This is a genomic window from Leifsonia sp. Soil_N53 (genome assembly GCF_057655165.1).
Map to the genome: position 1 here is coordinate 32,898 of NZ_JBDGMM010000063.1, position 12,968 is coordinate 45,865.

At 71.2% G+C, this 12,968-nt stretch carries 14 protein-coding genes; 8 read left to right on the plus strand and 6 right to left on the minus strand.

What is annotated here, in order from left to right; translation table 11 throughout:
• Positions 1–288 precede the first annotated feature (288 nt).
• Positions 289–714, minus strand: coding sequence for a hypothetical protein (locus AC3A3H_RS12235; RefSeq protein ID WP_487614823.1), 426 nt, complete (start codon positions 712–714; stop codon positions 289–291).
• 132 nt (positions 715–846) lie between these two features.
• Here AC3A3H_RS12235 and AC3A3H_RS12240 point away from each other — a divergent pair, with 132 nt between their 5' ends.
• Entirely contained in the window at positions 847–1,407 is a 561-nt protein-coding gene (locus AC3A3H_RS12240; RefSeq protein ID WP_487614824.1) for a GNAT family N-acetyltransferase, read from the plus strand.
• Positions 1,408–1,489: 82 nt separating this feature from the next.
• On the opposite strand, the gene AC3A3H_RS12245 is transcribed toward AC3A3H_RS12240, so the two are convergent.
• The 4 genes from AC3A3H_RS12245 to AC3A3H_RS12260 form a co-directional block, all read right to left on the minus strand.
• Positions 1,490–2,221 carry a hypothetical protein gene (locus AC3A3H_RS12245; RefSeq protein ID WP_487614825.1) on the minus strand — a complete coding sequence of 244 codons (732 nt, stop codon included), beginning with the start codon at positions 2,219–2,221 and terminating at the stop codon, positions 1,490–1,492.
• Between the two features lie 104 nt (positions 2,222–2,325).
• The gene (locus tag AC3A3H_RS12250; protein WP_487614826.1) at positions 2,326–3,018 is read right to left on the minus strand and encodes an SDR family oxidoreductase; all 693 of its coding nucleotides are present in this window, start codon (positions 3,016–3,018) and stop codon (positions 2,326–2,328) included.
• A 24-nt stretch (positions 3,019–3,042) separates the two neighbouring features.
• On the minus strand, positions 3,043–3,705 hold the full coding sequence (locus tag AC3A3H_RS12255; protein WP_487614827.1) for a GntR family transcriptional regulator: 663 nt from the start codon (positions 3,703–3,705) through the stop codon (positions 3,043–3,045).
• Positions 3,705–4,382, minus strand: coding sequence for a GntR family transcriptional regulator (locus AC3A3H_RS12260; RefSeq protein ID WP_487614828.1), 678 nt, complete (start codon positions 4,380–4,382; stop codon positions 3,705–3,707). The genes AC3A3H_RS12255 and AC3A3H_RS12260 overlap by 1 nt, the downstream gene beginning before the upstream one ends.
• A gap of 294 nt (positions 4,383–4,676) precedes the next feature.
• Here AC3A3H_RS12260 and AC3A3H_RS12265 point away from each other — a divergent pair, with 294 nt between their 5' ends.
• Complete coding sequence (locus AC3A3H_RS12265) at positions 4,677–5,615, plus strand: helix-turn-helix transcriptional regulator (RefSeq protein WP_487614829.1); 939 nt, start codon at positions 4,677–4,679, stop codon at positions 5,613–5,615.
• A gap of 55 nt (positions 5,616–5,670) precedes the next feature.
• On the opposite strand, the gene AC3A3H_RS12270 is transcribed toward AC3A3H_RS12265, so the two are convergent.
• A complete protein-coding gene (locus AC3A3H_RS12270) occupies positions 5,671–6,390 on the minus strand; it encodes a GntR family transcriptional regulator (protein ID WP_487614830.1) in 720 nt (239 codons plus the stop codon).
• Between the two features lie 135 nt (positions 6,391–6,525).
• Here AC3A3H_RS12270 and AC3A3H_RS12275 point away from each other — a divergent pair, with 135 nt between their 5' ends.
• The 6 genes from AC3A3H_RS12275 to AC3A3H_RS12300 all read left to right on the plus strand — a co-directional run bounded on the left by AC3A3H_RS12275 (position 6,526) and on the right by AC3A3H_RS12300 (position 12,948).
• The gene (locus AC3A3H_RS12275; RefSeq protein ID WP_487614831.1) at positions 6,526–7,878 is read left to right on the plus strand and encodes an ABC transporter substrate-binding protein; all 1,353 of its coding nucleotides are present in this window, start codon (positions 6,526–6,528) and stop codon (positions 7,876–7,878) included.
• A gap of 4 nt (positions 7,879–7,882) precedes the next feature.
• Complete coding sequence (locus AC3A3H_RS12280) at positions 7,883–8,857, plus strand: carbohydrate ABC transporter permease (RefSeq protein WP_487614832.1); 975 nt, start codon at positions 7,883–7,885, stop codon at positions 8,855–8,857.
• Entirely contained in the window at positions 8,854–9,666 is an 813-nt protein-coding gene (locus AC3A3H_RS12285; RefSeq protein ID WP_487614833.1) for a carbohydrate ABC transporter permease, read from the plus strand. The genes AC3A3H_RS12280 and AC3A3H_RS12285 overlap by 4 nt, the downstream gene beginning before the upstream one ends.
• Before the next feature lie 52 nt (positions 9,667–9,718).
• Entirely contained in the window at positions 9,719–10,525 is an 807-nt protein-coding gene (locus AC3A3H_RS12290) for a 6-phosphogluconolactonase (protein WP_487614834.1), read from the plus strand.
• A 99-nt stretch (positions 10,526–10,624) separates the two neighbouring features.
• Entirely contained in the window at positions 10,625–11,926 is a 1,302-nt protein-coding gene (locus AC3A3H_RS12295; RefSeq protein ID WP_487614835.1) for a family 4 glycosyl hydrolase, read from the plus strand.
• A 2-nt stretch (positions 11,927–11,928) separates the two neighbouring features.
• Positions 11,929–12,948: an N-acetylglucosamine kinase gene (locus AC3A3H_RS12300; protein WP_487614836.1), complete on the plus strand. Its 1,020-nt coding sequence runs from the start codon at positions 11,929–11,931 to the stop codon at positions 12,946–12,948.
• Positions 12,949–12,968 lie beyond the last annotated feature (20 nt).

Below are 12,968 nucleotides of genomic sequence, written 5' to 3' on the forward strand. Positions count from 1 at the left end.
CTGGAAGTCCTGACTGTCTGCGGACCGGTCGCCGAACGGCGCCGACCCCGATGTGATGGGTGCTCGCGCGGCGACAGCGGAGGCGTTGGCCAGGTCGCGGAAGGGCGCACGGATGCGAGCGGGGGCGCGCACGACGGCGCGCGGGATCATGGGAAGAGACGCAGGGCTATCTCACGCCGACGATGAGAACGCCGACGACCTCCAGACGCCCGACGGGCTGAGACGAGATGAGCGGATCCACGCACCCAGTCTATGACACGCCCGGGATGACACCGCGGGTGGGCCTCGCTACGCCCGCGACGTGCGGCTGAGGCCGTACGAGGCGAAGAACGTCCCGCCGTACAGGGCGGCCGCGACCAGGAAGCCGACCGCCATCAGGTACGACGCCCACTCGTTGCCGGTGACCATCGTGCCGACGCCCGCGAGGAACGTGATCACGATGACGACGATCCCCCACACCGCCAGACGCTGGCCGACGCCCGCGGCGCGGGCGGCGAGGAGGACCCGGATGCTGACCACGACCAGGCCGATCGCGACCACGATGTGCAGGATGACGATGATCGTGTCCACGACGATCGCGAACGTGCCTTTCGGCTCGCCGATGAGGTTGGCCGCCATCCCTAGCAGGAACTGGAGGGCGAGCGCGGACAGAGCCTCGCGGGAGCGGCGGCGCAATGCCTCGGCCGGGGTCGGACCGGCGGCGGGTGCGGACATGGGACTCCTTCGGCTCGTGCGGCCCGGGGCCTTCGGGTCTGCTCGTGCGGGTCGTGCTTCGGACATTGTGGCCCCGGGACCGGCCGTCGGGATAGATCCGCCGAGCAGTGGTTCCCGGGTAGCGTTTCCACCATGTTCGCGAAGACCCTCGCCTCCGGCGCGCAGCTGCGTCCCCTCGAACCGTGGATGGCGGAGGAGTTCGCCGCGCACCTCGACCGGGCCCGAGAGCACATCCGGCCGTGGGTGGGGCCGTCGTTCGTCACCGAGGACGTCGCCGGCGCCCGCGCCACCCTCGGCCGGTACGCCGAGCGCGCGGCCCGTGACGGTGCGGGCATCTACGGCATCTGGTCCGACGGCACGCTCGTCGGTGGCGTCATGTTCGTCGAGTTCTCGCCGGCGACCGGCGGGTTCGAGGTGGGCTGCTGGCTGGAGCCGGACGCCGAGGGCCGCGGCCACATCACCAGCGCCGTGCGTGAACTGCTCGGCTACGCGTTCGAGGAGCGCGGCATGCACCGGGCGGAGTGGCGCTGCCGCAGCGACAACGAGCGCAGCTCGGCGGTCGCCCGCCGCCTGGGGATGACGCTCGAAGGCGTGCTTCGAGAGGCGTGGCCGGTGGACGGGGTGTTCCACGACAAGCAGGTGTGGTCGCTGCTGGCCACGGAGTGGGCGGGCGCTGGCCGGGCTTCTGGCTGAAGGCGGCGGTTGAGTGGGCCCGCCATCGCGCGATTGCTACATCCGCCCGGCTCCGCTTGGTCCCCCGAGCGGCCGCGCCCCCCTACTTCCTCACCGCCTCCCGCACCGCCTTCACATCCGCCTGCGCCTTCTTCATCGCCGCGCGGGCCGCGGTGAGGGAGGACTTCGGCGACGACAGCGCGGAGTGGTTGGAGTTGTAGGTGCTGGGGGTCACGGCCAGGGCCGCGGCCGCGATGCCGCTTGCGTCGTGGGAGGCGGTCGCGAGTTGGGTGGTCAGGTCGGAGAGGTCGGATTGCAGGGCTGGGGTGGACTTGGATGCGTCCTTGCCCGAGAGGAGGCCTGCGAGAGTCTTCTGATCCTTGGTCAGCTTCGGGATGGTCGTGCCGGTCAGGCGGTCGGCGGCGGCGACGAGGCGGGACTGGGGGAGGGCGACCGCGTAGACGCGGTAGGCGTCGTGGACCTTCGTGAGGTCGGCTGCGGCCTGGGTCGTCGTGGTGTCGGCGGCGATGGCGGAGGCCGAGGACTTCATGGCGGCGAGGTCGGCGTTGAGGGTGGCGAGGATCTTCGTCTTGTCGCTGGCGGTGAGGGAGGTGTCGGCCGTGATCTTCGTGATCGCCGCGGAGAGTTTGGTCTCGCGGTCGCTGGTCGCCTTCGCGCCTGCCGCCTGGAGTTGGGCGAGCGTCTTGGGGGCGTGAGACGCGGAGGGCGAGGGGGTCGGCGTCGCGGTGTCGGCGAATGCCGGGCCGCCGATGAGGGCCGCGCACGTGATTCCCGCCGCCGCCGCAGTGAGGATGCCGATGGATCGTCTGGACATTGTTCTCCCGTCAGAGGTGAGTCGCCGGAGGGGGTTCCGGTGGGTCCAGCCTCGTCGGGGAATGTTCGGGAGGTGTAAAGGGGAGGTTCGGGAGGGGTACGCGGTCAGCGTCGTCGCACGGGCCGCACCGTCAGCGCCTCGACCATCCCGGTGCTCGGCAGGTCCACCGCGACCCGGACCGTCGCGGCGACCATCTCCGGCGTGATCGTGTACCCCGCGTCGTACTCGTGCCCTTCGCGGGCCACGAGCGCGCGCTGCATGTCGGTGTCCACCCGGCCGGGGTGGATGCTGGTGACCCGCACCCCGTTCGCGCGCTCCTCCTCCCGCAGCGCGTCGGTGAGCGCGCGCAGGGCGAACTTCGACCCGGAGTAGACCCCTCCGCCCGCGCCGCTGCTGAGTCCCGACCCGCTGTTGATGGCGACGACCAGGCCGCCCGCGGCGCGCAGGGCCGGGAGGGTAGCCCGCAGCAGCGCAGCGACCGAGAACACGTTCACCTCGAAGACGCGGCGCCACGTCTCGTCGGGGGTCTCCGCGATACTGCCACCGTCCTCGACGCCCGCGGACAGAACGAGCACGTCGAGCCGGTCGGGGATGGCCGGGAGCTCCTCGGAGGTCAGGTCCGCCACGAACGGCTCGGCCGACGGCAGCGCCGCCACCACCGCGTCGACGGCCGCCGCGTCCCGACCGCCGACCAGCACGTGGTGGGTGCTCCCCAGCTCGGCCGCGATCGCCCGGCCGATGCCGCGCGACGCGCCGGTGACGAGGGCGATCGGGCGGCCGGTGTCCATGCGGGTCATGGAGTCGAGCCTAGGCCGGAACCGCTAGGCGGCGCTCTCCGTCCCGATCCGGAAGATCCGCTTCGTGAGGTCGATGACGCGCAGTTCGTCGTCGGCGAGCAGGGCGGACGACAGCTCGGTGTAGTCGCGTCCCAGCGCGGCGAGGTCGGCGTCGAGCGCGCGGTAGGTCACGTTGACGTGGTAGGTGAGCGACGGGCCGGCCTGCGCGATCACCTCGACGAGCACGGGGTTGGGGCAGGCGGCGACGATGGACCCGAAGTAGGCCTCCGCCGCCTTCGTGATGGCGGGGATGTCGCCGCGTTCGTGCTCGGCGGTCACGGCGGCCGCCAGCCCGGCGAGCCGCGTCCGGTCCGCGCGCTCCAGGCCGGGGAGGGTCAGGATGGTGACGCCGACGATGAGCACGCCGATCGTCTGCAGGGTGTCCAGGGCCTCCTCGGGGCGGGGCGCGATCACGGCCGAGAAGGACTGCGGCGCCGTCTCGACCAGGCCCTCCAGGCTGAGCGTGTGCAGGGCTTGGCGGATCGGCGTGCCGGAGACTCCGAGCCAGGCCCGCAGCGCGGCTTCGTCGAGGCGTTCGCCGGGCAGCAGCACACCGGAGAGGATGGCTTCCCTGAGCTGCGCGTAGACGCGTTCGCGCACGAGTTCGCGTGGGTTCGCGGCCTGCCCGGGGGAGCGGGGGATCGGCATCAGGCAACGCCTCCCTCGTGGAGCGGCCGCACCGTGTCGATGCGGAACACCTCCCGCGCGGCCAGAGCGACGCCCCGCGAGTCCGCCGCCGCCAGTGCGGTCCGCAATGCGGCGTAGGACTGCGCGGCCTCCGCCCAGTCGATCCCGAGCGCGCGGTACGCGACCCCGACGTAGAACGCCCTGGCCGCGAGGGTCCGCTCGGAGAGCCGGAGCAGCACCCGGTTCGGGCACAGCGCCATCAGCCGGGTGTAGAAGGCGCGCGAGGCCTGCATCGCCTCCGCCAGCTCCGCGGCCTCCAGCTTCGCGATCAACCGGTCGACATCGGACACGAGCGCGTCCCGCTCCGACTCCGTCAGACCGCCGAGGGTGAGGTCGAGGACGCCGAGGATGAACACCCCGATCGTCTGCATGTGCAGCACCGCGTCCTCGACGCGCGGCTCGACCACGCGGGTGTACGACTGCGCCGCGGTCTCCACGAACCCTTCGACCGTCAGCGCGTTGAGGGCCTGCCGGATCGGCGTCGTGGACATGCCGAGCCACGCCTGCAGCTCGCCGTCGTCCAGGCGCTCGCCCGGCCGGATCGTGCCGTCGAGGATCGCCGTCCTGATCGACGCGTACGCGCGATCGCGCGCGAGCACACGCGTCTGCCGGACCTCCGACACCCCCGGGACGGGCACGACTACTCCTCTCGCGCGCAGACCGCGCGTCTGCTCCGATGCTATCGGCCCTCAGGGATCCGTGGAACTGGAGCGTGGATTAAAGTTCCAGTCGCGGCGTATACTCGGCGCCAGGAAGGTGCTTCCGATAGTTCCCCCCCAAAAAGGAGGGCCCGCCTCACGGTGGTCCCTCCGCCCTGACGGGCTCCCGCATTGGTGTCGGGCTCCCGTCGAGGGGTCCTGCGTTTCGGGTACGCAGGACCCCTCTAATCCTCGCGAACACGCCGGCCGCGCCACACGGAGGAGGTTCCGCCGATGGGATCCCCAGGCCACCATCCGCCGTCCACCTACCGCGAGCTCCGATTCCGCTCGCGCGACCGCGACGAGACGCAGCACTGGCTGGCCGGGCACTACGGTCGCGTGCAGCTCGGCCGCCGTTTCGCCGGCTACGCGGAGCACGTCGTCGGCGACGACCGCTTCATCCTCGCCGACGCCGCCATGCTCGGCACGTTGCGCTGCGTGCTCGACGTCGAGGTGATCCTGGTCTCGGCCGGCACGCCGGGGAGCGTCTGGGAGGTCGGCGAGGACACCGGCCGGTTCGCCGCGGAGCCGGCGCTCTTCCAGCCCGGCACGCCGAGCGTGCACCGGATGGCGGACACCGAAGGTCGCGCCGTCGCGTTCCGCGTCCCAGAGCTGACCCGCACCGCCCAGCTCCTCTATGCGCGGGACGACCTGGAGCTCCGGTTCGACGGGCCCCGGCCGGTCAACGCGCGCCGTGCCGCCTACTGGCTGGCCGCGTTGGAGGTCGCGCGGCGGGAGCGGAGGACGGGCGCGCTCTCCAACGACTCGGTGCGCGCCACCACCTACCGTCAGCTCGCCATCGCCGCCCTCGAGGCCTTCCGGCTGACCGGCGACCGGCGCGAGCTGCGCCTCTCCGCCGAGCGCAGGGCGCGCGTGTTCCGCGTCGGTGCGCAGTTCCTCCGCGACCATGCGGCGCGGCCGATCACCATCGACGACGCGGCCGAAGCCGCCGGCGCCTCCACGGGCGAGCTCCTGCTCGCGTTCCGCTCCCACGCTGACGGGCTCGGCCCCACCGCCTATCTGCGGAGGTCGCGCCTGAACGCTGCGCACGACCAGCTCAGCAGCAGGGCGGTGACGGTGCCCGCGGCCGCCGCGCAGTGGGGCTTCTCGTCGGAGGCTGCGTTCCGACGCCACTACCGCGAGGAGTACGGCGCGGACCCGGTCGGAGCATGACCCGGTCGGAGCAGCGGGCAGCACGGGAGGCCGCTTCCCGCCGGCCCAGCGCGTTCTAGCCCGCCCGGTACAGGTCCGCCTCGAAGCGGTACGCGTCCCCGCGGTAGGTGTTGAGCCCGAGCAGCACCGGCCCGCCGGCGCGGTCGTACGCGATCTCACGCCCGATCAGCACCGGGCTCCCTGCGGCGATGTGCAGCAGCCCGGCGATCTCGGCGGTCGCGGCGTCGGCCTGGACCGAGTAGGCGCTGCGGTAGATGTCCACGGAGCACAGCGACTGAAGCGACTCGTAGAGCGACGCGTCGTCGAGGTCGGCCTCCACGAGCGGTGCGGCGACCGACAGCGGGATGACGTTCGTGTCGACGCAGATCGGCGTCGAGTTCATCCCGCGCAGGCGCACCAGCACGAGCACGTCGGCGCCGGCGACGATGCCGAGCCGCTCCGCCTCGTCGATGGTCGCGGAGCGCACGCTCTTCTCGAGCACCTGCGCGGTCGGCGTGTGGCCTCGTAGCCGGGCCATCTCGCTGAAGCTCTGCAGTGTGCTCGGCGGCTCGCCGACCGTCGGACTGGGGACGAACCAGCCGCGCTGCGCGGAGCGGGCGATGCGGCCCTGGCGCTCGAGGTCCTCCAGCGCGGTGCGGATGGTGCTGCGGCTGACATGGAGGCCCTCGGCGAGCTGCCTCTCGCCGGGCAGTCGGGTGCCCGGCGGGTACACGCCGTGGTTGAGGGACGTGTTCAGGTCGCGGATGACGCGCTCTGCGATCGTCGGAGTCTTCACAGCAGTGACCATACCAGTTCGACCGTTGGCTGTTAATTCGTTCTCGAATGGACTATCTGGTTTGGTTATGGTTACGGTTGGTTCCGCGCCGGTCATCGGCGCCACCCCCATGCTCACGAGTTAAAGGAGACTCGCATGAAAAAGAGGCACCTCGCCGGAGCGCTCGCGCTCACTGCTGGACTGGCCCTCGGCCTGACGGCGTGCGCACCAGGCGGCTCCAGCGCTGCGGGCTCCTCGCACGCCGTCTCGAAGGATGTGTCCGGAAAGCCCGTCACCCTCAAGATCCTCGACTTCTGGCAGGGCGAAGAGGGCAAGTGGATGGACTCGGTCGTCAAGGACTTCGAGAAGCAGCACCCGAACATCACCATCAAGCGCACCACGCAGGACTGGGGCCAGGTGATGAACACCCTGAACCTCCGCCTCGCCGACCCGAACGGTCCCGACATCGCGCTGGTCAACAACGGCTGGCAGTCGATGGGCACGCTCGCCAAGGGCGGCCGCATCCTGAACCTGGACGCCTACTCCGACCTCTACGGGTGGAAGAAGGAGATCCCGGACACCATCGCCCGCCAGCTCGAGTTCACCCCCGACGGCAAGCAGATGGGCACCGGCTCGCTCTACGCCACCCCGGCCGCGCGCTCGTCGCTGATCGGCCTGTACTACAACAAGGAGATCCTCGACAAGCTCGGGCTCCCGGTGCCGAAGACGCTGGCCGACTTCGAGAAGGACGCGGCTGCGGTCAAGGCCGCCGGGATCACCCCGATCGCGTACGGCTCGCAGGACAAGGGCTCCGCCACCTCCATCCTCTTCGCCACGCAGGACCTCTACGCGACCTCCACGAACATCGGGGACTTCGTCTACTCCAGCGGCAAGGTCCCGATCACCGACACCGGCATCGTGGACGCCGCGAAGGACGTCAAGAAGTGGGCGGACGACGGCTGGTTCACACCGAACTACCCCGGCGTGCAGTACGCGGACGCGCAGAGCGAGTTCCTGGGCGGCAAGGCGGCCTTCCGCTTCGAGTACACCGGCTCGCTGGGCTTCTCGGACGCGCAGAAGCAGACGATGGGCTACGTCCAGCTCCCGCAGGTACAGGGCGGCAAGGTGGTCGGCACCGGCTCGACCGCGGCCAACCTCTCCATCTCGGCCAAGTCGAAGCACCCGGACGCCGCGGCGGCCTTCCTCGACTTCATGGCGTCCAAGACGGCGGCCCAGCAGGCGGTCGACCACGGCTTCCTCCCCTTGCTGCACTCGGGCCTCAGCACTCCGAGCGGCAACCCGGAGCTCGCCACCGAGATCGCGGCCCAGCAGGCGCTCGACAAGGGCAACGGCTACGTGCCCTACTTCGACTGGTCGACCCCGTCGATGATCGACACGATCGGCGGACAGCTCCAGCAGCTCTACGCCGGCCAGGTCACGCCCGACCAGCTCGCGGCGGCCGGACAGAAGGACTACGACGCCTTCCAGGCCCAGCGGAAGCAGGGCTGACGGGATGACCTCGTCCCAGGTGGTGCAGCGGCCGGAGGCCCCGGCCGCTGCACCGGCGGCCCCCGGCCGCAGCACGCCGAAGCGGGCCCCGCGGCGCACGCTGTCGCCGCGGGTGCGCCGCCGCCGCTGGCTCGGGCTCGCCTTCGCGGCGCCCGGGCTCCTGTTCTACGGCTTCGTGGTGATCGTCCCGATCCTGCAGAGCCTGAACTACTCGTTCTACCGCTGGGACGGCGTGACCAACGCCACCTGGGTCGGCCTGAACAACTACATCTCGTTCTTCACCGACCCGGCCCTCCTCGAGTCGCTCGGCCACGTGCTCGTGCTGGTGGTCTTCTTCGCCCTCCTGCCGATCGTGCTCGGCCTGCTCTCGGCCGCGCTGCTCGGCCGGGGCAAGCTCCGCGGCGGCGGCGTCTACCGCTGGCTGCTCTTCCTCCCGCAGGTGCTGACCAGCGTGGTCGTCGCCGTGATCTGGAAGCGCATCTACGGCCCGGACGGCCCGCTCAACGAGGCGCTGCGCGCCGTGGGCCTCGGCGACCTGGCCAAGAACTGGCTCGGCGACTTCAACTGGGCCCTGCCCGCGCTCGGCGTCATCGGCACCTGGACGGCGCTCGGGCTCTGCATGGTGCTGTTCGTCGCCGGCGTAGCGGCCATCCCGACCGAGCTCTACGAGGCGGCCCGCATCGATGGCGCCGGCCCGATCCGGGAGTTCTTCTCGATCACCCTCCCCAGCCTCCGCGGCCAGGTGGCCGTCGCGCTCACGCTGACGGTGACAGGCGCGCTGCGGGCCTTCGACCTGGTGTGGATCACCACGCAAGGCGGACCGGGGACCTCCACGACCACGCCGGCGCTGATCCTGTACCGCAAGGCGTTCCTCAACCCGGATGTCGGCATGGCCGCGGCCATCGGCATCGTCCTCGCGATCGTCTGCCTGGGCGTCGCGCTCGTCATCACCCGGCTCTCCGAGGAGAAGGACGCATGATCTCGCGCACCGAGCGCACGCTCAACCACGCCATCCTCGCGTTCGTCACGGTCCTGGTGCTCTTCCCGGTCGTCTGGTTCGTGTTCACCGCGCTCAGCCCGAGCCGGAGCGGGCAACTCGACCTGCTGAACCCGCACTTCGAGAACTTCGTCACCGCCTGGAACGAGGGCAACTTCGGGTCGGCGATGATCGCGTCGGCCGTCATCACGATCGGCGCCGTGCTCGGCCAGACCGCCCTCGCCATCCTCTCCGGCTTCGCGTTCGGCGTGCTCGGCGTCGCCGGCCAGAAGGTGCTCTTCCCGCTGATCCTGTTCGGGCTGATGATCTCGGCCGAGGTCTTCATCATCCCGCTGTACTACACGTTCCAGTCGCTCGGGCTCACGAACTCGTGGCTGGGCCTGATCATCATCCAGATCGGGATGGGCGTGCCGTTCGGCGTCTTCTGGATGCGGGCGACCTTCCGCGCGGTCCCGAAGTCGCTCATCGAGGCGGCGGAGATGGATGGCGCCCGGAGCTGGCGGATGCTCTGGCAGATCCTCCTGCCGATCTCGCGGCCCGCGGTGCTCACGCTCGCGCTGCTGTCGTTCATGTGGACCTGGAACGACTTCTTCCTCTCGCTGGTCTTCATCGCCGACCCGGCCATCCAGCCGGCGACCCTGGCGCTCGGCGTCTTCCAGGGCCAGCACACGCTCGACGTGAACATGCTCGCGGCCGGTTCTCTCATCGTCGCGCTGCCGGTGTTGATCCTCTACGCGTTCTTCCAGCGCCACTTCATCCGGGGCGTGCTCAACGGCGCTCTCAAAGAGTGACCGGCGCCCACCCCTAGTTCTCGCACCGCACCAGAAGCACGAAGGAGTACCCATGCGCATCGCGCCCGAAATCCTCGACACGGCCGACGACGTCGGGCGGGAGGCCGCCCTCCAGATCGCCGACGCGATCGCCGAGGCGGCGGCCGAGGGACGGACGTTCGTCCTCGGCTGCCCCAGCGGACGCAGCCCGATCGCCACGTACGCGAACCTCGCCGCACTCGTCGCCGAACGCGACCTCGACCTGTCGACGGTCGTCGTCGCCCTGATGGACGAGTACGTGGAGGAGGCCGGCGACGGCTACCGCGCGATCGACCCGGACCTCCCGCACAGCTGCGTCGGCTTCGGGAGGCGCGAGATCCTCGGCCTCCTCAACGCCGCCGCGACGCCGGGCCACCGCATTTCGGACGCCGGCCTCTGGCACCCGGACCCCGCGGCCCCGGCGGGCGAGTACGACCGCGCGCTCGCTGCGGCCGGCGGGATCGACGTGTTCCTGCTCGCCTCGGGAGCGTCGGACGGCCACGTCGCCCTCAACCCGGTCGGCGCCGCCGCCGACACCGTGACCCGCGTCGTCCCGCTCGGTGAGGACACCCGGCGCGACAACCTCGGCACCTTCCCGACGCTGCGCAGCCTGGACGAGGCGCCGCGGTTCGGCGTGACGGTCGGCATCGCGACCATCCGCGAGCTCTCCCGCTCCGTCGTGATGGTCGTCACCGGCGAGCACAAGCAGGACACCGTGCGGCGGCTCGCGGCGGCGGACTCCTACGAGCCCGACTGGCCCGCGACCGTCCTGTCCGAATGCTCCGACGCGCGCTTCCTCGTGGACCGCAGCGCGGCCGAGCTGCTCCAGACCACCCGCTGACGACCAACCGCTGACGACCAACCGCTGACGACCAACCGCTGACGACCCCGGCTGCACCCCACCAGCCGACGCCCGACCAGAAAGGCAATACTCACACCCATGGCTTCCATCAAGCTCGTCTACATCGGCGGAGGATCGTCCCGAGGCGCCGGGACCATCGCGTCCATCCTCGAGCACGGCGAGGAGTTCGACGGCTCGGAGATCGTCATCGAGGATGTCGACCCCGCGCGCCTGAAGGCCGTCGAGACCATCGGCTCGAAGATCGCGCAGGCCAAGGGCCTGGACATCACGATCACGTCGACCACCGACCGCCGCGCGGCGCTCACCGACGCGGACGCCGTGCTGTCGAGCTTCCGCCCGGGCAACTTCGCCGCCCGCGCACTCGACGAGCGCATCCCGCTCAAGCACGGGGTGATCGGCCAGGAGACCCAGGGACCCGGCGGGTTCTTCATGTCGCTGCGGTCCATCCACATCTACGAGGACATCATCCGCGACCTCGACGCCGTCGCGCCGAACGCGATCCTGTTCAACTACACGAACCCGGTCAACATCGTCTCGCAGGCGGTCACCCGGTTCACCGACCGGACGATCTGGTCGATGTGCGAGGGCCCGATCGTCTTCCCGAAGACCGTGCTGCGGGCCGCTGGGCTCGACCCCGAGCGCGCGAACGTCGTCATGGCGGGCGTGAACCACAACTGCTGGTCGACCGAGCACACCTACGACGGCCAGGACCTCATGCCGCTGCTCGACGCGGCATGGGAGGCCCGCAAGGACGACCCGACGCTCAGCACGCTGGAGAAGCGGATGCTGCAGCTCGCGGTCACCATGCGCTCGGTGCCGGCCGACTACTTCCAGTACTACTACTTCCGCGAGGAGATCCTCCGGGAGCTGCAGGGGGCGCGGACGACCCGCGCGGAGGACCTGCTCGCGGCGCTGCCGGGGTACTGGGAGCACTACGACGAGCAGTCCCAGGCTGCGGTCCCCGAGCTGGACCCGCGCCGCTCGCGCGGCGGCATCCACGAGCTGGAGCTCGCCATCGACGTGATGAGCGCCTACTACAACGACGCGCCCGCGCGCCTCCCGGTCAACCTCCCGAACACCGGCGGCGTGCTGCCCGGCTTCGACGAGGACGTCGTCGTGGAGGTGTGGTCCGACGTCGACGGCTCCGGCGTGACGCCGCTGCCGCAGAAGCCGCTGCCGCACGCGGTTCGCGGGCTCGTCCAGCAGCTCGCCGAGTATCAGTACCTCGCCGCCGAGGCGGCCTGGCAGGGCACCCGGGCCGACGGCATCCGCGCGCTCGCCGCGAACCCGATGGTGCCGACGCTGCGGGTGGCGGAGGAGCTCTACGACGAGATGGCGTACGCGCACCGCGCGTACCTGCCCGAGCGGCTGCTGCGCTGAGCATGGCGATTCGTGCGGAGTCCGGGCCGCTCTCCCTCGCCGTCGACGCGGGCAACTCCAAGACGGTCGCGCTCGTCGTCGACGGCTCCGGGGCGGTGCTCGGCCGGGGCCGCGGCGGTCGCGGCGACATCTACGGCGCGGAGAGCATCGAGGTCGCCGAGACGGCGGTGTTCGGGGCGGTCTCGGCGGCGCTGGAGGAGGCGGGAGCAGGGGTCGCGGACATCCGGTCCGCCGCCTTCCGGCTCGCCGGGGTCGACTACCCGGAGGACGCCGCGTTCTGGGACGACCGGATCGCCGCCCGGCTGCCCGGGATGGGCGGCTGGAGCGTCAAGAACGACGGCTTCGCGTCGCTGCGCCTGATCGACGGAACCGGCGTCGGGGTGTCGATCACGGTCGGCACCGGGCCGGCGGTCGCCGCGCGGTCGGCCGACGGGCGGGAGCAGTGCTCCGGCTGGTACGTCTTCGACGACCTCGGCGGGCAGGGCCTCGGCAACAGCGCGCTCAAGGCGGCGTGCCGCGAGTGGATGGGGATGGGCCCGGCCACCCGCCTGACGGAAGCGCTCTGCGCCCAGTACGGCGTGGCCGACGCCGGCGAGCTGCGGCACGTGTTCACCCGGCGGTTCGGCGCGCTGCCCGGGACCGAGCTGTGGAAATCCTCGCGGCTCGTGCTCGCCCTGGCCGGGGAGGGCGACGCGGTCGCCCGGCGGATCGTCGACGACCAGGCGGCGGCCCTCGTCGGCTATGCGGAGTGGTGCGCCCGCCGCGTCGGGTCCGACCTCGCCGCCGGCGACCTCCCCGTCCTGCTCAACGGGTCGGTCGCGACCTCCGAGCACCCGGCGATGCGTGACGCGATCGTCGCCGAGCTCGGCCGGGTCGCACCGGCCGCCCGCGTCACGGTCGCGACGGAGTCGCCGCTGCACGGCGTGGTGCTGGACGCGCTCGCCGAGGGCGGGGTCGCGGTCACGCCCGAGCTGATCGCGCGCATCCGGCACGAACATCCCGAGGACTTCCTCGCGACTTGAGGTCGTGTCCTCCCACCTGC

What these genes read in the sequence shown, in the direction of transcription:
- AC3A3H_RS12235 (WP_487614823.1), bottom strand. Translation starts at nt 714, where the DNA reads ATGTCCGCACCCGCCGCCGGTCCGACCCCGGCCGAGGCATTGCGCCGC.
- AC3A3H_RS12240 (WP_487614824.1), top strand. Translation starts at nt 847, where the DNA reads ATGTTCGCGAAGACCCTCGCCTCCGGCGCGCAGCTGCGTCCCCTCGAA.
- AC3A3H_RS12245 (WP_487614825.1), bottom strand. Translation starts at nt 2,221, where the DNA reads ATGTCCAGACGATCCATCGGCATCCTCACTGCGGCGGCGGCGGGAATC.
- AC3A3H_RS12250 (WP_487614826.1), bottom strand. Translation starts at nt 3,018, where the DNA reads ATGACCCGCATGGACACCGGCCGCCCGATCGCCCTCGTCACCGGCGCG.
- AC3A3H_RS12255 (WP_487614827.1), bottom strand. Translation starts at nt 3,705, where the DNA reads ATGCCGATCCCCCGCTCCCCCGGGCAGGCCGCGAACCCACGCGAACTC.
- AC3A3H_RS12265 (WP_487614829.1), top strand. Translation starts at nt 4,677, where the DNA reads ATGGGATCCCCAGGCCACCATCCGCCGTCCACCTACCGCGAGCTCCGA.
- AC3A3H_RS12275 (WP_487614831.1), top strand. Translation starts at nt 6,526, where the DNA reads ATGAAAAAGAGGCACCTCGCCGGAGCGCTCGCGCTCACTGCTGGACTG.
- AC3A3H_RS12280 (WP_487614832.1), top strand. Translation starts at nt 7,883, where the DNA reads ATGACCTCGTCCCAGGTGGTGCAGCGGCCGGAGGCCCCGGCCGCTGCA.
- AC3A3H_RS12285 (WP_487614833.1), top strand. Translation starts at nt 8,854, where the DNA reads ATGATCTCGCGCACCGAGCGCACGCTCAACCACGCCATCCTCGCGTTC.
- AC3A3H_RS12290 (WP_487614834.1), top strand. Translation starts at nt 9,719, where the DNA reads ATGCGCATCGCGCCCGAAATCCTCGACACGGCCGACGACGTCGGGCGG.
- AC3A3H_RS12295 (WP_487614835.1), top strand. Translation starts at nt 10,625, where the DNA reads ATGGCTTCCATCAAGCTCGTCTACATCGGCGGAGGATCGTCCCGAGGC.
- AC3A3H_RS12300 (WP_487614836.1), top strand. Translation starts at nt 11,929, where the DNA reads ATGGCGATTCGTGCGGAGTCCGGGCCGCTCTCCCTCGCCGTCGACGCG.